Raw genomic sequence first — 19,769 nt, forward strand, 5'->3', positions numbered from 1 at the left:
GTGGCTACGGCGCAGGCTTCAACCGGCGCCGTAGTTTTAACCTGAGCAGTAGCTCGCAAAGCTGCGGCTCTTATTTTGAAGAAATGAGACCAGCAGGGGCATCCGGGCTGGTACCCGGACTATCTGCGTGATCCCTGGTGACTTGATACAGTCGCTGCACACGACTATTTCAGGATTGCTCTGGTGTCTTCGCCGGTGGTGTCCCCTTACCGAGGGTGACCAAGCATGCAAGAAAGCGTGATGCAGCGCATGTGGAACAGTGCCCACCTATCCGGTGGTAACGCTGCCTATGTGGAAGAGCTCTATGAGCTTTACCTGCACGACCCTAACGCTGTGCCAGAAGAATGGCGCACCTACTTTCAGAAGTTGCCAGCTGATGGCAGCTCTGCCACTGATGTATCGCACTCGACCATTCGCGATCATTTCGTGTTGCTGGCCAAAAACCAGCGCCGCGCTCAACCGGTATCCGCCGGCAGTGTGAGCAGCGAACACGAGAAGAAGCAGGTTGAAGTGCTGCGACTGATCCAGGCATATCGGATGCGTGGCCACCAGGCTGCCCAACTCGATCCGCTGGGCCTGTGGCAGCGCCCTGCGCCTGCGGATCTGTCGATCAATCATTACGGCTTGACCAATGCCGATCTTGATACGACCTTCCGTGCCGGCGACCTGTTCATCGGCAAAGAGGAAGCGAGCCTACGCGAAATTCATGAAGCGTTGCAGCAGACATATTGTCGCACCATTGGCTCCGAGTTCACTCACATCGTGGATTCCGAGCAGCGCAACTGGTTCATGCAGCGTCTCGAGAGTGTTCGTGGCCGTCCGGTGTTCTCGGCTGACATTCAGAGCCACCTGCTCGAGCGTGTTACCGCAGCCGAAGGCCTCGAAAAATACCTGGGCACCAAATACCCGGGCACCAAGCGTTTCGGTCTGGAAGGCGGCGAAAGCCTGATTCCGATGCTCGACGAGCTGATTCAGCGTTCCGGGTCCTATGGCACCAAGGAAGTCGTGATCGGCATGGCCCACCGTGGCCGCCTCAACGTACTGGTGAACACCTTCGGCAAGAATCCTCGCGACCTGTTCGACGAGTTCGAAGGCAAGAAGAAAGTGGAGCTGGGTTCCGGTGACGTCAAATACCACCAGGGCTTCTCTTCCAACGTCATGACCGCAGGCGGTGAGGTTCACCTCGCCATGGCCTTCAACCCGTCTCACCTGGAGATCGTGTCTCCGGTGGTCGAAGGGTCGGTGCGTGCACGTCAGGATCGTCGCAACGATCCGAACGGTGACAAGGTTCTGCCGATTTCCCTCCACGGCGACGCGGCCTTTGCCGGCCAGGGCGTGGTCATGGAAACCTTCCAGATGTCGCAGACTCGCGGCTTCAAGACGGGCGGCACGATCCACATCGTCATCAACAACCAGGTGGGCTTCACCATCAGCAACCCGCTGGACTCGCGTTCCACCGAGTACGCCACCGACGTTGCCAAGATGATCCAGGCGCCGATCCTCCACGTGAATGGGGATGATCCGGAAGCCGTGATGTTCGTGACCCAGCTGGCCATCGATTACCGCATGCAGTTCAAGCGCGACATCGTGATCGATCTGGTCTGCTACCGTCGCCGTGGTCACAACGAAGCTGACGAGCCGAGCGGTACCCAGCCTCTGATGTACCAGCAGATCACCAAGCAGCGCACCACGCGCGAGTTGTATGCCGAGCATCTGATCAAGACCGGCGTTCTTGACGATGCCCGCGTTCAGGCCAAGGTCGACGACTACCGCAGCGCGCTGGACAACGGTCTGCACGTGGTGAAAAGCCTGGTCAAGGAGCCGAACAAGGAATTGTTCGTCGACTGGCGTCCATACCTGGGCCATGCCTGGACTGCGCGTCACGACACCCGCTTCGATCTCAAGACCCTGCAGGAACTGTCCGCCAAGCTCATGGAGCTGCCGGAAGGCTTCGTCGTGCAGCGTCAGGTTCAGAAAATCTACGAAGACCGCCAGAAGATGCAGGCCGGTGGCTTGCCGATCAACTGGGGCTACGCCGAAACCATGGCGTACGCCACACTGGCCTTCGAAGGTCACCCGATCCGCATGACCGGCCAGGACATCGGTCGTGGTACGTTCTCGCACCGTCACGCCGTGCTGCACAACCAGAAAGACGCCGGGACCTATATCCCGCTGCAGAATCTGTACTCCGGTCAGCCACGTTTCGACCTGTACGACTCGTTCCTTTCGGAAGAGGCCGTACTGGCATTCGAATACGGTTATTCGACCACCCAGCCTGATGCACTGGTTATCTGGGAAGCCCAGTTCGGCGACTTCGCCAACGGTGCCCAGGTGGTTGTCGACCAGTTCATCACCAGCGGCGAGCACAAGTGGGGCCGTCTGTGCGGTCTGACCATGCTGTTGCCTCATGGCTATGAAGGGCAGGGGCCAGAGCACTCGTCGGCCCGTCTGGAGCGTTACCTGCAATTGTGCGCCGAGCACAACATTCAGGTGTGCGTACCGACGACTCCGGCGCAGATCTATCACTTGTTGCGTCGTCAGGTCATCCGTCCGCTGCGCAAGCCGCTGATCGTGCTGACACCGAAGTCGCTGCTGCGTCACAAGCTGGCTGTTTCGACCCTGGAAGATCTGGCCGAAGGCTCGTTCCAGACCGTCATTCCGGAAATCGACACCCTCGATCCGGCCAAGGTCACGCGTCTGGTGCTGTGCAGCGGCAAGGTTTACTACGACCTGCTGGAAAAACGCCGTGCCGAAGGGCGTGAAGACATCGCCATCGTTCGCCTCGAGCAGCTGTATCCGTTCCCTGAAGATGATTTGATGGAAACCATCGCGCCTTACACCAACCTGCAGCATGTGGTCTGGTGTCAGGAAGAACCGATGAACCAGGGTGCCTGGTACAGCAGTCAACACCACCTGCGTCGCAGCATGGGCAACCACAAACGTGAACTCGTTCTCGAGTACGCCGGTCGTGATGCTTCTGCCGCTCCGGCGTGTGGTTACGCTTCGATGCACGCCGAGCAGCAGGAAAAACTGCTGCAAGATGCCTTCACTGTTTAACGCCTTCGCGCATTAGAAACCGAATTAAGGAATTACAGATAATGGCTATCGAGATCAAAGCCCCCTCTTTCCCGGAATCCGTTGCCGACGGCACCATTTCCAAGTGGTACAAAAAAGAGGGCGATGCGGTAAAGCGCGACGAGATGCTGGTCGATATCGAGACTGACAAGGTTGTCCTCGAAGTGCTGGCCGAAGCTGACGGCGTGATGGGAACGATCACCAAGGAAGAGGGTGCCATCGTCCTGTCCAACGAAGTGCTTGGGACATTGAATGACGGTGCTACAGCATCTGCAGCTCCGGCACCTGCTGCTGCGCCTGCCGCGGCACCTGCTTCGGCACCCGCCGCTGCACCGGCTGCAACTGCTGGCGAAGAAGACCCGATTGCTGCGCCTGCTGCGCGTCAACTGGCTGAAGAAAACGGCATCAACCTGGCCAGCGTCAAGGGCACTGGTAAAGACGGCCGTATCACCAAGGAAGACATCGTTGCTGCCGTTGAAGCGAAGAAATCCGCTCCGGCCGCTGCGCCTGCTGCCAAGCCTGCTGCTGCCGCTGCTCCTGTCGTCGCCGCTGGCGATCGCACCGAGAAGCGTGTACCGATGACTCGCGTGCGTGCAACGGTTGCCAAGCGTCTGGTCGAAGCCCAGTCGAACATGGCGATGCTGACCACGTTCAACGAAGTCGACATGACCGAAGTCATGGCACTGCGTTCCAAGTACAAGGACCTGTTCGAGAAGTCGCACAACGGCGTACGCCTGGGCTTCATGTCGTTCTTCGTCAAGGCTGCCACCGAGGCGCTGAAACGCTTCCCGGCCGTCAACGCGTCGATCGACGGTTCCGATATCGTTTACCACGGCTATGCCGACGTCGGTGTCGCGGTTTCCAGCGATCGCGGTCTGGTCGTACCGGTTCTGCGTAACGCAGAGCACATGAGCCTGGCTGAAATCGAAGGCGGCATCGCCACCTTCGGCAAGAAAGCCCGTGACGGTAAACTGTCCATCGATGAGATGACCGGCGGTACGTTCACCATCACCAATGGTGGTACTTTCGGTTCGATGATGTCGACGCCGATCGTCAACCCGCCACAGGCTGCAATTCTGGGCATGCACAACATTCTGCAGCGTCCGATGGCAGTCAATGGTCAGGTTGTGATTCGCCCGATGATGTATCTGGCGTTGTCCTACGATCACCGTTTGATCGACGGCAAGGAAGCGGTAACCTTCCTCGTGACCATCAAGAACCTGCTGGAAGATCCTGCTCGTCTGCTGCTGGATATCTGATGGAGTAGCCTCGAGCTGCAAGCTTCAAGCTTCAAGTCAGAAGCGAAAGGCGAGCAGTCGGGGCTGATGTGTTTCACCTAATTCAATAGGTCGCAAGTCGGCCTCGCGATGAAACGCGGACTGACTTGCAGCTTGCAGCTAAAAGCTCGCAGCTATAGAGGAATTCTTTTTTATGTCCCAGAAATTCGACGTGGTAGTGATTGGCGCAGGCCCTGGCGGTTATGTTGCCGCCATCAAGGCTGCGCAACTTGGTCTCAAGACTGCCTGCATCGAGAAGTATCAGGACAAAGAGGGCAAACTGGCCCTCGGCGGTACCTGCCTGAACGTGGGTTGCATTCCTTCCAAGGCACTGCTCGACAGCTCCTGGAAATTCTATGAAGCCAAGAACGGTTTCAGCGTACATGGCATCTCCACCTCCGACGTGAGCATCGATGTTCCGGCGATGATCGGCCGCAAGTCGACCATCGTCAAAGGCCTGACCGGCGGCGTTGCCAGCCTGTTCAAGGCCAACGGCGTGACCACGCTGCAGGGCCACGGCAAACTGCTGGCCGGCAAGAAAGTCGAGCTGACCGCTGCCGACGGCACCGTCGAAATCATCGAAGCCGACCATGTGATCCTGGCTTCGGGTTCGCGTCCTATCGACATTCCACCCGCTCCGGTTGATCAGAAAATCATCGTCGACTCGACCGGTGCTCTTGAATTCCAGCAGGTTCCACAGCGTCTGGGCGTCATCGGCGCTGGCGTGATCGGTCTGGAACTGGGTTCCGTGTGGGCTCGCCTGGGTGCCCAGGTCACCGTTCTGGAAGCACTGGACAAGTTCATCCCGGCAGCCGACGAAGCGGTTTCCAAGGAAGCACTGAAAACCTTCAACAAGCAGGGCCTGGACATCAAGCTGGGCGCTCGCGTGACCGGTTCCAAGGTCGAAGGCGAACAGGTTGTGGTCAGCTACACCGACGCTGCCGGCGAACAGTCGATCACCTTCGATCGTCTGATCGTTGCCGTGGGCCGTCGTCCGGTTACCACTGACCTGCTGGCTTCGGACAGCGGTGTCGATCTGGACGAGCGCGGTTTCATCTACGTCGATGACTACTGCACCACCAGCGTACCGGGCGTATACGCCATCGGTGACGTGGTTCGCGGTCTGATGCTGGCGCACAAGGCCTCGGAAGAGGGCATCATGGTTGTCGAGCGCATCAAGGGCCACAAGGCCCAGATGAACTACAACCTGGTCCCGTCGGTTATCTACACCCACCCGGAAATCGCCTGGGTAGGCAAGACCGAACAGACCCTGAAGGCCGAAGGCGTTGAAGTCAATGTCGGTACGTTCCCGTTCGCAGCCAGTGGCCGTGCCATGGCAGCCAACGACACCGGCGGTTTCGTCAAGATCATTGCCGACGCCAAGACCGACCGTGTTCTGGGTGTTCACGTGATTGGCCCGAGCGCTGCCGAACTGGTACAGCAGGGCGCAATCGCGATGGAGTTCGGTACCAGTGCAGAGGACATCGGCATGATGGTCTTCTCGCACCCGACCCTGTCCGAAGCGCTGCATGAAGCTGCACTGGCTGTGAATGGCGGCGCCATCCACATTCAGAATCGCAAGAAACGCTAAGACAACAAGAGAAACCACGACGCAGTGCCCGTCGTTGGCCTTGCAAGCAGGGCTTACCGCGGAATCTGCGCCGGACTCGACCTCTCAGGCGGCTTCATGAGTGTCCCACGGCATTTGCGGAGTCCACCCGGAGTAGCGGTCACAGGTGGTGCGGCACGCTGACGTGCAGCACCGAATGCGCAGTACCTAAACGAAGACGGTAATAAGCATGAATCTTCACGAGTATCAGGGTAAGCAGCTGTTCGCTGAGTACGGCCTGCCAGTATCCAAGGGTTACGCGGTAGACACCCCGGAAGCAGCAGCAGAAGCCTGCGACAAGATCGGCGGGACCGAGTGGGTCGTCAAAGCCCAGGTTCACGCAGGTGGTCGCGGTAAAGCGGGCGGCGTAAAGCTGGTTCGCAGCAAGGAAGACGCTGCAGCGTTCGCTCAACAGTGGTTGGGCAAGCGCCTGGTGACTTACCAGACTGACGCCAACGGTCAGCCAGTGACCAAGATCCTGGTCGAGTCCTGCACCGACATCGCCAAAGAGCTGTATCTGGGCGCTGTGGTCGATCGTTCCAGCCGTCGTATCGTGTTCATGGCTTCCACCGAAGGTGGCGTGGACATCGAGAAGATCGCTCACGACACTCCTGAAAAGATTCTCAAGGCCACCATCGATCCACTGGTCGGCGCTCAGCCGTTCCAGGGTCGCGATCTGGCATTCCAGCTGGGTCTGGAAGGCAAGCAGGTCACTCAGTTCGCCAAGATCTTCACCGGTCTGGCCAAGCTGTTCCAGGACCATGACCTGGCATTGCTGGAAGTGAACCCGCTGGTGATCAAGGCTGACGGCGATCTGCACTGCCTGGACGCCAAGATCAACATCGACGCCAACGCCATGTACCGTCAGCCAAAGCTGAAGGGCTTCCACGATCCTTCGCAGGACGATCCTCGCGAAGCTCACGCAGCCAAGTTCGAACTGAACTACGTTGCGCTGGAAGGCAACATCGGCTGCATGGTCAACGGTGCCGGCCTGGCCATGGGTACCATGGACATCGTCAACCTGCATGGCGGCAAGCCTGCAAACTTCCTTGACGTTGGCGGCGGTGCCACCAAGGAACGCGTTACCGAAGCGTTCAAGATCATCCTGTCCGACGCCAACGTCGCTGCAGTACTGGTCAACATCTTCGGCGGCATCGTTCGTTGCGACATGATTGCCGAAGGCATCATCGGTGCAGTGAAAGAAGTCGGCGTTAAAATCCCGGTTGTTGTGCGCCTTGAGGGCAACAACGCTGAGCTGGGCGCTAAAGTACTGGCAGAAAGCGGTTTGAACATCATCGCTGCTACCAGCCTGACCGACGCTGCTCAACAAGTTGTCAAAGCCGCGGAGGGCAAGTAATGAGCGTCCTGATCAATAAAGACACCAAGGTTATCTGCCAGGGTTTCACTGGTTCGCAAGGTACCTTCCACTCCGAGCAAGCCATTGCCTACGGCACCAAGATGGTGGGCGGCGTGACACCAGGAAAGGGCGGCACCACGCACCTGAACCTGCCCGTGTTCAACACTGTTAAAGAAGCAGTAGACACCACTGGCGCAACCGCCAGCGTGATCTACGTTCCGGCTCCTTTCTGCAAGGATTCCATCCTTGAAGCAGCGTTCGGCGGCATCAAGCTGATCGTTTGCATCACCGAAGGCATCCCGACTATCGACATGCTGGAAGCCAAGGTCAAGTGCGACGAGCTGGGTGTGGTCCTGATCGGTCCTAACTGCCCAGGCGTCATCACTCCGGGCGAGTGCAAGATCGGCATCATGCCAGGTCACATTCACTTGCCAGGCAAGGTCGGCATCGTGTCGCGTTCCGGCACCCTGACTTACGAAGCTGTGAAGCAGACCACTGACGCCGGTTTCGGTCAGTCCACCTGTGTTGGTATCGGCGGTGACCCGATCCCTGGCTCGAACTTCATCGACATCCTGAAGCTGTTCCAGGAAGATCCTAAGACCGAAGCGATCGTCATGATCGGTGAGATCGGCGGTTCGGCTGAAGAAGAAGCGGCTGCCTACATCAAGGCACACGTGACCAAGCCGGTTGTTTCCTACATCGCTGGTGTGACTGCTCCTCCGGGCAAGCGCATGGGCCATGCCGGTGCAATCATCTCGGGTGGTAAAGGTACTGCAGACGAGAAATTCGCTGCACTGCAGGACGCTGGCGTGAAAACCGTGCGTTCCCTGGCAGACATCGGCAAGGCCCTGGCCGAGCTGACCGGTTGGCCGACCAAGTAAGCCTCGCTTGCTTTTCGGGTAATCGACAAAAGCCACCTTCGGGTGGCTTTTGTTTGGGCGGGTGAAAAGGTGGCGGGGCGTCCTGGTCCTGTTTTCGTCTATCGATTGTTATTCATCTGCCATTCCTGACGGGTCAACTCCCATATCTGCTCCTGTGTGGTTCCGCAGACAAACTGCGCTTCCTGAACGGTCACAAGGCGCATGCCTTCGCGCCGCGACAGGCGGCACGACGCTTCATTCAAGGCCGATTTGGCCACGCGCAACACGGGGCGTTTGAGGGTTTCAAACCAGAAACGGTCGATGGCCACGCAGACCTCCGATATCAGGCCCAGCCCCTGATAGGGTGGGGATAGCCAGAACCCGCGATTGTTGTCCTCCTCATCCATCATGCACGCGGCACCGATCAGATGATCCTGTTCGCCGCGAAGGCGAATCGACCAGTGCCACTCCTCACCGTCCTGCATGGCCGGCAAGGCGTCCTCGCGGATATAACGCAGCGCTTCTCCGTCCGGATAAGGCCAGGGCACGTGGTGAGTCAGATAACGCACCACCTCCCACTGGTTGAACAGGCTTTGCATCGCTGCGGCGTCGTCAAGCTGCAAGGGCTGCAGGACCAGGCGCGGCGTGAACAGGGTCGGTGTGGGTATCGCGCTCAGATGGGTGATGTCAGGCATGGAAATAAGCTGCCGGGTATAGAGAGGAGGCCCAATCTATCCGTTAGGAAACGGCTGGTCTGTCAGGCATTTCTGGTTTTACAGCGGCTTTTGCAATTGCCAGTTCAAGGTGCGTCGTCGGGTGGCTCGCCCTGAGACAGTGCATTTTCGAGCGAAGTTGGCTACCCTGTCCGCCGTTTTTGCGTTGCCCTCACGAGGGGCGTTTCGCAAGGTACTGCCACGTCTTACGCCGACGGGCTGCGTCTGCCCCATTCATGGGTGACGTCCCATCCCTTATTTCGATTCCGTGTGGTCCCTCGTAATGAAAGTGTTGAAAGGCCAGGACATCCTGGCACTCGGTTTTATGACATTTGCCCTGTTCGTCGGGGCTGGCAACATCATCTTTCCCCCCATAGTGGGTCTGCAGGCCGGGCCGCATGTATGGATGGCGGCGCTGGGCTTTCTGGTCACCGCGGTTGGCTTGCCGGTCATTACCGTGATCGCTCTGGCCAGGGTCGGGGGCGCGATGGATGCCCTGAGCAGTCCGATTGGCAAGATCGCCGGCGGGGCGCTCGCTGCCGTCTGCTACCTGGCGGTCGGCCCTTTGTTCGCCACTCCGCGTACCGCTACGGTCTCGTTCGAAGTCGGTCTGGCGCCGCTGACCGGCGACACCCCGATGGCATTGTTCCTCTACAGTCTGGTGTATTTTCTGGTGGTGTTCTGGGTTTCGCTGTACCCGGGGCGCTTGCTCGATACCGTCGGACGCTTTCTGGCGCCGCTCAAGATCATCGCGCTGGCGGTATTGGGCATCGCGGCATTCGCCTTGCCGGCAGGCGGAATAGGGGAGGCGGAGCCCGCGTACGCCGTAGCACCGTTTTCCCAGGGCTTCATCAATGGTTACCTGACCATGGATACGCTGGGGGCGCTGGTCTTCGGTATCGTCATCGTCAACGCGATCCGCTCTCGCGGTGTCGAATCGCCCCGTCTGATCACGCGTTACGCGATCATTGCCGGGCTGATTGCCGGAGTCGGACTGGCGCTGGTGTATGTCAGTCTGTTTCGCCTCGGTTCCGGCAGCCACGCCGTGGCGGCAGGTGCCAGCAACGGAGCGGCGGTTCTGCATGCCTACGTACAGCACACCTTCGGTTCGCTGGGCAGCGGATTCCTGGCCGTGCTGATTTCCCTGGCGTGTCTGGTCACTGCGGTAGGCCTGACCTGTGCCTGCGCCGAATACTTTGCCAAGGTGCTGCCGCTGTCCTACAGAACGCTGGTGATCATCCTCGCCGTGTTCTCGTTGCTGGTGTCCAATCTCGGGTTGACCAAACTGATCCAGTTTTCGATTCCGGTGCTCACGGCGATTTACCCGCCATGCATCGTTCTGGTCGCGCTGAGCTTCTGCAAGGAGCTCTGGCAGAGCCAGGGACGCGTGGTGGCGCCTGTGATGCTGGTTTCGCTGGTGTTCGGCCTGATCGATGCGCTGAAGGGCGCCGGTTTCGGCAACGCGCTGCCCGATGTTCTGAGCCATCTGCCGCTGGGTGATCAGGGGCTTGCATGGCTGGTGCCCGCTGTTGTCACGCTGGCAGTTGCTGTGGTGGTCGACAGGGTCATGGGCAAGCGCAGCGAGGCGCTGGCTTGAAGGCCGTGCTTTAGACGATTGCGCAGTAAAAAAACGTGTTGCATGAAGAGGCCCGCTATAAGCGGGCCTCTTTAGTTCTGCGAGCGTCTCAGCCTTACTTGGTGGCTGGTGCTGCTTCTGGCGCCTTGTTGGCGTTTTCATTGGTGCGCTGCTGAGCGGCTTCAGCGTTCTTCTGAGCGGCTTCCTGGCTTTCCTTGGCCGCGTCATTCACTTTTTCCTGAGCCTTTTCCATCGACTCCTGGGATTGCTGAGCTGCCTTGTTGGCATCTTGCTGGGTGTTTTCGGACTTTTTGTCACAGGCGGCAAGGCCCAGGGTGGCAGAAAGCATCAAGGCATAGGCTAAAGATTTACGCATGGGGTGTTTCTCCTTATTGATTATTCACGAGCCTAAGAGCCTGCCCCTGAGGGTTAAGTTCCACCGGTGACGACAATAATGGAGGGCGTTGTTTCACGGTCGTTACAGGCTGATCAAAGCGCGCCGGTCATGAGCCGTTCCGGCAAGCTCCGAGCAGGCTGGTTCGCCTCGTGCCCGATGCACGAAACACGCTCCAGGCATCATTGGCTCTTGAAATCCCCGACCCAGCCCCCACCTTGATGACTACCCGCTGTCACACAGGCTGCTGCCTGACCGTGACGGCTTATACCATCCAGATCGGAGTTTGATGATTATGAGTGTGGAAACTCAAAAGGAAACCCTGGGCTTCCAGACCGAGGTAAAGCAACTGCTGCACCTCATGATCCATTCGCTGTATTCCAACAAGGAAATTTTCCTTCGCGAACTGATCTCGAACGCGTCTGACGCGGTCGACAAATTGCGTTTTGAAGCGTTGTCCAAGCCCGAGTTGCTGGAAGGCGGCGCGGAGCTGAAAATTCGTGTGAGCTTCGACAAGGACGCGAAGACCGTTACGCTTGAAGACAACGGCATCGGTATGAGCCGTGAAGACGTGATCACCCACCTGGGCACGATCGCCAAGTCCGGCACCGCCGATTTCATGAAAAACCTGTCGGGCGACCAGAAGAAGGACTCGCACCTGATCGGTCAGTTCGGTGTGGGCTTCTACTCGGCGTTCATCGTTGCCGATCAGGTCGAAGTGTTCAGTCGTCGTGCCGGCACGCCAGCGAGCGAAGGTGTGCACTGGTCTTCCAAGGGCGAAGGCGAGTTCGAAGTCGCCACCGTCGACAAGGCTGATCGTGGCACCCGTATTGTTCTGCACCTGAAAAACGGTGAAGAGGAATTCGCTGACGGCTACCGCCTTCGCAACATCATCAAGAAATACTCCGACCATATCGCCTTGCCGATCGAGCTGCCCAAAGAGCAGGCTCCGGCAGCCGAAGGCGAGGAGCCTGCGGCGCTGGAATGGGAAACCGTCAACCGCGCCAGCGCGCTTTGGACCCGTCCGCGCACCGAGGTGAAGGACGAGGAGTACCAGGAGTTCTACAAGCACGTCGCGCACGACTACGAGAACCCGCTGAGCTGGAGCCATAACAAGGTCGAAGGCAAGCTGGAATACACCTCGCTGCTGTACGTGCCTGCGCGTGCGCCGTTTGATCTGTATCAGCGCGAAGCACCGCGTGGTCTCAAGCTCTACGTGCAGCGCGTGTTCGTGATGGATCAGGCCGAGTCGTTCCTGCCGCTGTACATGCGCTTCGTCAAAGGCGTGGTCGACTCCAATGACCTGTCGCTGAACGTTTCCCGCGAAATCCTGCAGAAAGACCCGATCATCGACTCGATGAAGTCGGCGCTGACCAAGCGCGTGCTGGACATGCTGGAGAAGCTGGCGAAAAACGAGCCCGAGAAGTACAAGGGCTTCTGGAAAAACTTCGGTCAGGTCCTCAAGGAAGGTCCGGCCGAAGACTTCGCCAACAAGGAAAAAATCGCCGGTCTGCTGCGTTTCGCGTCGACGTCCGACGACAGCGGCGAACAGAGCGTTTCCCTGGCCGAGTACCTGGCGCGCGCCAAGGAAGGTCAGGACAAGATTTACTACCTCACTGGCGAATCCTACGCACAGGTCAAGAACAGCCCGCACCTTGAGGTCTTCCGCAAGAAAGGCATTGAAGTGCTGTTGCTCACCGATCGTATCGACGAGTGGCTGATGAGCTACCTGAGCGATTTCGATGGCAAGGGCTTTGTGGATGTGGCGCGTGGTGACCTGGACCTGGGCAATCTCGACTCCGAAGAGGACAAGAAGGCTCAGGAAGAGATCGCCAAGGACAAGGAGGGCCTGATCGAGCGTCTGAAAGCCGCCTTGGGTGAGTCGGTAAGCGAAGTGCGGGTTTCCCATCGCCTGACCGATTCGCCTGCAATTCTGGCCATTGGCGAGCAGGATATGGGTCTGCAGATGCGTCAGATTCTGGAAGCCAGCGGGCAAAAGGTGCCGGATTCCAAGCCTATCTTCGAATTCAACCCTGCCCACCCGTTGATCGGCAAGCTCGATGCCGAACAGAGCGAAGACCGCTTCGGCGATCTGTCGCACATCCTGTTCGATCAGGCTGCGCTGGCCGCTGGTGACAGCCTCAAGGATCCGGCCGCTTACGTGCGTCGTCTGAACAAGTTGCTGGTAGAACTGTCGGTTTGATAGCCGGTTGACAAGAAACCCGCCTCGGCGGGTTTTTTGTTTCAGTTCCCGCGACACGTCTTTCATTTCTCCAACGATCAGGAGTCAGTAATGAGCAGCACTATCGAAATTCGTTCTGTGGTCTATCAGATTGATGGTCAATCTTATGAAAGCCGCCTGGTATACGACACAAAAGCGACTGCTGCACAGCCAGGTCTGTTGATGGCGCCCAACTGGATGGGTGTCAGCCAGGGTGCCGAAGACATTGCCAAAGCCGTGGCCGAGAAGGGCTACGTGGTATTGCTGGCTGATCTTTATGGCCAGCAGATTCGCCCGAGTAACAATGACGAAGCAGGCGCCGCCATGACGCCGCTGAAGAACGACCGTGGTTTGTTGCGCAAGCGCATGCAGGCAGGTCTCGATCAGTTGCTGAGTCAGGCGGATGTTTCGCTGGATGTAAGCAGGATCGCAACGTTCGGCTTCTGCTTTGGCGGCTGCTGCTCGCTGGAGCTGGCGCGTACCGGTGCCGAGCTGAAAGCCGCTATTTCCTTTCACGGCACGCTGGATACGCCTAACCCTGCTGATGCGCATAACATCAAGGGCTCGGTGCTGGTCCTGCACGGTGCTTCTGACCCGTTGGTGCCGAAAGAGCAACTGCCGGCTTTCGAAGATGAAATGAACGCCGCTGGCGTGGACTGGCAGCTATACAGCTACGGCGGCGCATTCCATTCCTTCACCGATCCGCACGCCAACGTGCCGGGCATGATGATGTACGATCCCAAAGTGTCGAGCCGCGCGTTCAAGTCCATGCATGACCTGCTGAACGAAGTGTTCGGCTGAAGGAACACCTATCGTCCCCGCAGGCGTGCTGGAGAACACTATCGTGCCCATGCCCCGCGTGGACATACCGTTCTGGACGCTCTGCGTCCTCTTTCGACGCAGAGCGTCGTGAACTGCATTCCCACGCTGGCGCGTGAGGAACGAGAGGTGTTCGGAAGATCCATCTTCCCGCAGGCGCGCCGGGAAACACTATCGTGCCCATGCTCCGCGTGGGCATGCCGTTCTGGACGCTCTGCGTCCTCTCCTGCATTCCCACGCTGGAGCGTGAGGAACGAGAGGTGTTCGGAAGATCCATCTTCCCGCAGGCGCGCCGGGAAACACTATCGTGCCCATGCTCCGCGTGGGCATGCCGTTCTGGACGCTCTGCGTCTTCTGCTGCATTCCCATGCTGGAGCGTGAGGAACGAGAGGTGTTCGGAAGATCCATCTTCCCGCAGGCGCGCCGGAGAACACTATCGTGCCCATGCTCCGCGTGGGCATGCCGTTCTGGACGCTCTGCGTCCTCTGCTGCATTCCCATGCTGGAGCATGAGCAGCGAGAGATGTTCTGAAGATCCATTGTCCCCGTAGATATACCGAAGAACACTAGCCACTTTGCCCGACTCACAAAAAAGGCGCCTCGAAAGGCGCCTTCTTTGTTTGCGACAAAAGCAGTATTACTTGCCCGCCCAGCGTTTCAACACCAGCGTGGCGTTGGTGCCGCCGAAGCCGAAGCTGTTGCTCATGAGCAGATCGAGCTTCGCATCTTCCTGGGTCTTGAGCAGGATAGGCATGTCGGCAACCACCGGGTCCAGCTCGTCGATGTTGGCCGAACCTGCGATGAAGTTGTTCTCCATCATCAGCAGGCAGTAGATCGCTTCGTGGACGCCTGCGGCGCCCAGCGAGTGGCCCGACAGGCTCTTGGTGGAGCTGATCGCCGGAGCGTTGGCGCCGAATACTTCGCGTACGCCCTCCATTTCCTTGGCGTCGCCGACCGGAGTCGAGGTGCCATGGGTGTTGATGTAGTCAATGGCACCGGAGTCGATATCGCCCAGCGCCATCTTCATGCAACGAATGGCACCTTCACCGCTGGGTGCGACCATGTCGTAGCCATCGGAGGTCGCGCCGTAACCGACGATTTCTGCGTAGATCTTCGCGCCACGCGCCAGAGCGTGTTCGAGTTCTTCGACAACCACCATGCCGCCACCACCGGCAATGACGAAACCGTCACGCTTGGCATCGTACGCACGCGAGGCTTTTTCCGGCGTCTCGTTGTACTGGGTGGACAGCGCGCCCATCGCGTCGAACAGGAACGACTGGCTCCAGTGCTCTTCTTCGCCGCCACCGGCAAAGACGATGTCCTGCTTGCCCAGCTGGATCTGCTCGACAGCGTTGCCGATGCAGTGTGCGCTGGTGGCGCAGGCGGACGAGATGGAGTAGTTCACACCCTTGATCTTGAACGGGGTTGCCAGGCAGGCCGAAACGGTGCTGCCCATGGTCCGCGTGACGCGGTAAGGGCCGACACGCTTGACGCCTTTTTCACGCAGGGTATCCAGCGCTTCCATCTGGTTCAGGGTCGAGGCGCCGCCGCTGCCGGCGATCAGGCCGGTACGCACGTTGGAAACCTGCTCGTCGGTCAGGCCCGAGTCGGTGATGGCGTCTTTCATCGCCAAATAGGCATAGGCTGCCGCATGGCCGACGAAGCGGAAGATCTTGCGATCGATCAGTTCTTCCAGATTCAGGTCGATGGAGCCGGAAACCTGGCTACGCAGACCCATTTCGGCATATTCCGGGTTGAAACGGATGCCAGGGCGGTTAGCACGCAGGTTAGCGGTGACGGTGTCTTTGTCATTGCCCAAGCAGGAAACAATACCCAGACCAGTGATAACGACGCGGCGCATGCGAGTACCCTTAGAAATTTTCAGTGGAAGTGAACACGCCGACCCGGAGGCCTTCGGCGGTATAGATTTCGCGACCGTCGACACTCACCGAACCGTCGGCGATGGCCAGGTTCAGCTTGCCCTTCAGGACGCGCTTGATATGGATGTTGTAAGTGACTTTTTTGGCGGTAGGCAGAACCTGACCGAAAAACTTCACTTCGCCTGAACCCAGGGCGCGGCCACGGCCGGGGTTGCCCTGCCAGCCAAGATAGAAGCCAACCAGCTGCCACATGGCGTCGAGGCCCAGGCATCCGGGCATGACCGGATCACCTTCGAAGTGGCAGGCAAAGAACCACAGGTCCGGATTGATATCCAGTTCGGCGACCAACTCACCCTTGCCGAACTTGCCGCCCTCATCGCTGATGTGCGTGATGCGATCAACCATCAGCATGTTGGGGGCGGGCAGTTGCGCATTACCTGGGCCGAACAGCTCGCCACGACTGCAGCGCAGCAGGTCTTCCCGGGTAAAGGCGTGTTGTTTGGTCATGCGAGCTCCTCAATAATCTTGTGCGGCAGGTTGTGGCGCCACTGGCCCGAACGCCAGTCCTGGCGCGATAATTTCGCCAGGACCCTGTCCGGCAGCCTACTCATAGACTGTTGCGTTGTAATGAAAGTCACAGCGCAGGTGAAATCAAGGTACACCTGTACACTGAATTTTGTCATTCAGCCGATTTTGCTGGCCGATCTGGATGCCAAGACTGCCGTAATTTAACATTTATCGCCAGTCGCAGGTGCTTCAAAGGACAGCCAGCGCTGTAAAACCTGCTGTAAATCAGCATGTTTGAAGGGCTTTGGCAGGTAATCATCCATTCCTGCCTGCAAACAGGCGTCCCGGTCCCCCTGTAACGCGTTGGCTGTCAGGGCAATGATTGGGATTCGTTCCAGCCCGGAAAGTTGCCTGATTCGACGGGTGGCCTCGTAGCCATCCATGACCGGCAGTCGGCAATCCATGAGAATCAGCGCGTGGTTGCCTGCACGTGCCTTCATCACCGCTTCGGCCCCGTCGACGGCGATATCGACCTCACATCCCAGATTACGCAACATGGCCTGCACCACCGTGCGGTTCACCGGGTTGTCTTCGACCAGCAGGATACTGCGCTCCCGGCCATGTGCATCGAGTATCGACAGCGGTTTGGCAATAGCCACCGAGGCATCGCGCGAGAGGGGCAGGGGGATCTGCAGCGTGAACAACGAGCCCGAACCTTCCTTGCTCTCGGCGTACAAGGTGCCGCCCATGCGTTCGGCCAGGGTCCGTGCAATCGGCAGCCCCAGCCCCGTGCCGCCGTAACGCCTGGAAATGGAGCTATCGGCCTGCTTGAACGCATCGAACATCGATTCCAGTCGCTCGGCGTCGATACCGATGCCGCTGTCCTGTACCGCACAGGTAAAGTGCAGCCGCTCATCGTCGAGCATTGCCCACCTGGCGTCCACGCAGACCTTGCCTTGCTCGGTGAATTTAAGTGCGTTGCCGATCAGGTTCACCAGAATCTGGCGAATGCGGGTCGGATCGCCTATGACGTTCATGGTCTCCAGGCCTGGCTGAATGTGCAGCTCCAGCAGCAGGTTGCGTTGCGCGGCGCTGTGGTTGAAGGCGTGGGTCGAGGCGCTGACCAGTTCAGCCAGGTTGAACGGTATGCCTTCCATTTGCAGGGCATCGCGCTCAATGCGGGAAAAGTCGAGGATATCGTTGATGACCCGCAGCAGATGCTCGGTGGATTCGGTCGCCAGCGTCGCGTACTCGCTCTGCTCATGGGTCATGTGCGTGGTTTCCAGCAACTGCAGCATGCCCAGTACGCCGTTCATGGGGGTACGCAGCTCGTGACTCATCATGGCCAGAAAATCCGATTTGGCGCGGTTGGCCTGTTCGGCTTCTTCCCGCGTCTGGATCAGTTGTGCCACCGAGCGCTGCTGCTCGAGGCTGGCGCGGTGCAGGTTCTCTGCCAGATTATTGATGTGCCGCGCGAGCGCGCCCAGCTCGGCGTCGTCGCTGACCGGCATGGGCGTGTGGTAATCGCCCTGTTGAATCGCCTTGAGCGCTTCGCCCATATCGCTGATGGGTCTGGACAGGCTCAAGGCCAGGCTGCGCGCCAGCAGAAAGGCGAACAACAAGGCGACCATCGCCAGGACGCCGGCCTTGAGCAGTATCTCCTGCTGACGTCGGCTGAATGCTTCGCTGGACATGCCCACCAGAACCCGCCCCAGATAACTCTGTGAAGCACCCTGCGCGGGTTGGCCTTTTCCTGCGGCCGGCGCGCCGGGATTGCCGTGAATGGTGGTGCGCTGCGGTTGAACGGGGGCGAGGAAGACTTCCATCTGCCGGGTCTGCTGCTCGTTTTCACGCGGCTGGTCTATGTAGATCACGGCGGTATTGGAGCTGTCCTGAATTTCCACATAGCGAACGCTGGGCATGGACAGGGTGGCGCGCATCAACGCCTTGAGCCCCTCGATATCGCCCGTGGTCACGCCCGGCTCGACCGCGGTCGCCAGTTGATTGGCGATCAGTTGCCCGGTGTGATTGAGCTCCTGACGCAGGTCCTGAATACGTACGAAGGTAAAAAAGCTGATCAGCAAAGCCGTCAGCAACAGGGCAGGGCCAAGGCTGATGATCTGCGTGCGGGTATTGATGTCCCAGTGCCGAAACTTCATCGGCTGTGCGCCTCGCGCGCAAGGCACGGCGGAGGTAGTTCGATTGATGCGTCCATGCCTGTTCGCCCGGTGGTCGCGAATCGGTCCGGCTGCACAAGGCAGTCCGACCATCGCGATGATTCATGCTGTGCGCGCATGTTAACCGAGATGGCGCGTGTTTCCAGCGAACTTGTTGAATGATGACGTACGGAGTGCGTAACCGAACAGCTTTGTCGCTGGCCGATAACGTGTTGCTCCGTATAATGACGGCATCGCCACTTGAATGGCTCTGGATGGATAGTTTTATGACCACACAGCAACCCGTCGCGGTGCTTGGCGGTGGCAGCTTCGGTACGGCCATTGCCAATCTGCTGGCCGAGAACGGCCATCAGGTTCGTCAGTGGATGCGCGATCCGGAGCAGGCTGAGGCCATTCGCGTCAATCGTGAAAACCCCCGCTACCTCAAGGGCATCAAGATTCGTCCTGAAGTCGAGCCGGTCACCGACCTGACGGCGGTGCTCGACGCCAGCGAACTGATCTTCGTCGCCTTGCCATCGAGTGCCTTGCGCTCGGTGTTGTCGCCTCATGTCGCGCGCCTGAATGGCAAGATGCTGGTGAGCCTGACCAAGGGTATCGAAGCGCAGAGCTTCAAGCTCATGAGTCAGATCCTCGAAGAGATCGTCCCGCAGGCGCGTATCGGCGTGTTGTCCGGGCCCAATCTGGCGCGGGAAATCGCCGAACATGCGCTGACCGCAACAGTGGTTGCCAGCGAAGACGAGGCACTGTGTCAGGAGGTTCAGGCTGCATTGCACGGGCGAACCTTTCGCGTCTATGCCAGCAATGACCGGTTTGGTGTCGAACTGGGCGGGGCCCTGAAGAACGTCTACGCGATTATTGCCGGCATGGCGGTGGCGCTGGACATGGGCGAAAACACCAAAAGCATGCTGATCACCCGGGCGCTGGCGGAAATGACCCGGTTTGCGGTCAGCCAGGGCGCCAACCCGATGACCTTTCTGGGCCTGGCCGGGGTGGGCGATCTCATCGTCACCTGTTCCTCGCCGAAAAGCCGCAACTATCAGGTCGGCTTTGCGCTGGGCCAGGGGCTGACGCTGGATGAAGCGGTCACGCGCCTGGGCGAGGTGGCCGAGGGTGTGAACACCCTCAAGGTGCTTAAGGTCAAAGCGCAGGAAGTGCAGGTCTATATGCCATTGGTCGCCGGGCTGCATGCGATTCTTTTTGAAGGCCGTACGCTCAGCCAGGTCATTGAGGCGCTGATGCGGGCCGAGCCCAAGACGGACGTCGATTTCATTTCGATTACCGGCTTTAATTGAATTCAGTCTGATC

14 protein-coding genes are annotated in these 19,769 nt (G+C 58.9%); 9 read left to right on the forward strand and 5 right to left on the reverse strand.

The annotated features are described in order from the left end of the window. The first annotated feature begins 225 nt into the window (after positions 1–225). The 5 genes from KUIN1_RS10510 (at position 226) to sucD (ending at position 8,199) form a co-directional block, all read left to right on the forward strand. Entirely contained in the window at positions 226–3,057 is a 2,832-nt protein-coding gene (locus tag KUIN1_RS10510) for a 2-oxoglutarate dehydrogenase E1 component (protein ID WP_003366703.1), read from the forward strand. A gap of 41 nt (positions 3,058–3,098) precedes the next feature. Then, a complete protein-coding gene (gene odhB, locus KUIN1_RS10515; RefSeq protein ID WP_011267377.1) occupies positions 3,099–4,334 on the forward strand; it encodes a 2-oxoglutarate dehydrogenase complex dihydrolipoyllysine-residue succinyltransferase in 1,236 nt (411 codons plus the stop codon). 172 nt (positions 4,335–4,506) lie between these two features. Further along, positions 4,507–5,943: a dihydrolipoyl dehydrogenase gene (gene lpdA, locus KUIN1_RS10520; protein WP_011267378.1), complete on the forward strand. Its 1,437-nt coding sequence runs from the start codon at positions 4,507–4,509 to the stop codon at positions 5,941–5,943. A gap of 208 nt (positions 5,944–6,151) precedes the next feature. Further along, positions 6,152–7,318 carry an ADP-forming succinate--CoA ligase subunit beta gene (sucC, locus tag KUIN1_RS10525; protein ID WP_003316561.1) on the forward strand — a complete coding sequence of 389 codons (1,167 nt, stop codon included), beginning with the start codon at positions 6,152–6,154 and terminating at the stop codon, positions 7,316–7,318. After that, complete coding sequence (gene sucD / locus KUIN1_RS10530; protein WP_003316562.1) at positions 7,318–8,199, forward strand: succinate--CoA ligase subunit alpha; 882 nt, start codon at positions 7,318–7,320, stop codon at positions 8,197–8,199. Before sucC ends, sucD begins: the two co-directional genes overlap by 1 nt. 98 nt (positions 8,200–8,297) lie before the next feature. Here the strand turns inward: sucD and KUIN1_RS10535 are convergent, their stop codons facing one another. Next, entirely contained in the window at positions 8,298–8,873 is a 576-nt protein-coding gene (locus tag KUIN1_RS10535; RefSeq protein ID WP_024660985.1) for a GNAT family N-acetyltransferase, read from the reverse strand. A 301-nt stretch (positions 8,874–9,174) separates the two neighbouring features. Between KUIN1_RS10535 and brnQ the strand changes: the two genes are divergently transcribed. Continuing rightward, positions 9,175–10,488: a branched-chain amino acid transport system II carrier protein gene (gene brnQ / locus KUIN1_RS10540; protein WP_152091975.1), complete on the forward strand. Its 1,314-nt coding sequence runs from the start codon at positions 9,175–9,177 to the stop codon at positions 10,486–10,488. Positions 10,489–10,582: 94 nt separating this feature from the next. Here the strand turns inward: brnQ and KUIN1_RS10545 are convergent, their stop codons facing one another. After that, the gene (locus KUIN1_RS10545) at positions 10,583–10,843 is read right to left on the reverse strand and encodes a lipoprotein (protein ID WP_002552985.1); all 261 of its coding nucleotides are present in this window, start codon (positions 10,841–10,843) and stop codon (positions 10,583–10,585) included. Between the two features lie 313 nt (positions 10,844–11,156). Between KUIN1_RS10545 and htpG the strand changes: the two genes are divergently transcribed. Both htpG and KUIN1_RS10555 read left to right on the forward strand, forming a co-directional pair. Continuing rightward, positions 11,157–13,064: a molecular chaperone HtpG gene (gene htpG / locus KUIN1_RS10550; protein ID WP_003406139.1), complete on the forward strand. Its 1,908-nt coding sequence runs from the start codon at positions 11,157–11,159 to the stop codon at positions 13,062–13,064. 90 nt (positions 13,065–13,154) lie between these two features. Further along, complete coding sequence (locus KUIN1_RS10555) at positions 13,155–13,883, forward strand: dienelactone hydrolase family protein (protein ID WP_058822265.1); 729 nt, start codon at positions 13,155–13,157, stop codon at positions 13,881–13,883. A 654-nt stretch (positions 13,884–14,537) separates the two neighbouring features. On the opposite strand, the gene fabB is transcribed toward KUIN1_RS10555, so the two are convergent. The 3 genes from fabB to KUIN1_RS10575 all read right to left on the reverse strand — a co-directional run bounded on the left by fabB (position 14,538) and on the right by KUIN1_RS10575 (position 18,446). Next, positions 14,538–15,761: a beta-ketoacyl-ACP synthase I gene (gene fabB / locus KUIN1_RS10565; protein WP_152091976.1), complete on the reverse strand. Its 1,224-nt coding sequence runs from the start codon at positions 15,759–15,761 to the stop codon at positions 14,538–14,540. Between the two features lie 10 nt (positions 15,762–15,771). Beyond that, a complete protein-coding gene (gene fabA, locus KUIN1_RS10570) occupies positions 15,772–16,287 on the reverse strand; it encodes a 3-hydroxyacyl-[acyl-carrier-protein] dehydratase FabA (protein ID WP_003316569.1) in 516 nt (171 codons plus the stop codon). Positions 16,288–16,508: 221 nt separating this feature from the next. Beyond that, entirely contained in the window at positions 16,509–18,446 is a 1,938-nt protein-coding gene (locus KUIN1_RS10575) for an ATP-binding protein (protein ID WP_003406132.1), read from the reverse strand. 284 nt (positions 18,447–18,730) lie between these two features. Between KUIN1_RS10575 and KUIN1_RS10580 the strand changes: the two genes are divergently transcribed. Further along, positions 18,731–19,756, forward strand: a complete 1,026-nt coding sequence (locus KUIN1_RS10580) for an NAD(P)H-dependent glycerol-3-phosphate dehydrogenase (RefSeq protein ID WP_003406131.1) — start codon at positions 18,731–18,733, stop codon at positions 19,754–19,756. Positions 19,757–19,769: the final 13 nt, after the last annotated feature.

The sequence above is a fragment of the Pseudomonas sp. KUIN-1 genome (genome assembly GCF_009176725.1).
GTDB lineage: Bacteria > Pseudomonadota > Gammaproteobacteria > Pseudomonadales > Pseudomonadaceae > Aquipseudomonas > Aquipseudomonas fragariae.